Here is a 247-nt window from a genome sequence, read left to right as displayed (position 1 = left end):
AGCTCGTAAGCACGCCCTTGAGGGCTATAACAAATGATTTTACTAGAGTGTAGATAATCCATCAGCTCATTAATAGTAGAGACTGCTGCTGAGAAATCAGGACTATTTTCATTCAGATTGTCTTCATCGACCAAATCTTTCATGTTGCGCAATGATGCTTGGATAACCGATTGACTCACATCAGATGCGTGCTCTGCCCCGATGACACCAAGTCTTGCAGCGCTTTGCATTTGCTTGGTCAATATAG

Annotated in this window: 1 protein-coding gene; it reads right to left on the bottom strand. The window is 42.9% G+C overall.

The window, feature by feature from the left end; all coding sequences use genetic code 11:
• Positions 1–230, bottom strand: a 230-nt coding sequence (locus SB772_RS44320) for a hypothetical protein (protein WP_410839067.1), incomplete at its 3' end; no start/stop codon positions are given.
• Positions 231–247 lie beyond the last annotated feature (17 nt).

The organism is Paraburkholderia sp. SIMBA_030, from assembly GCF_046535245.1.
Taxonomy (GTDB): Bacteria; Pseudomonadota; Gammaproteobacteria; order Burkholderiales; family Burkholderiaceae; genus Paraburkholderia.
Note: the sequence above shows the minus strand (reverse complement) of the source record. Positions and strands in the feature narration are given on the sequence as shown.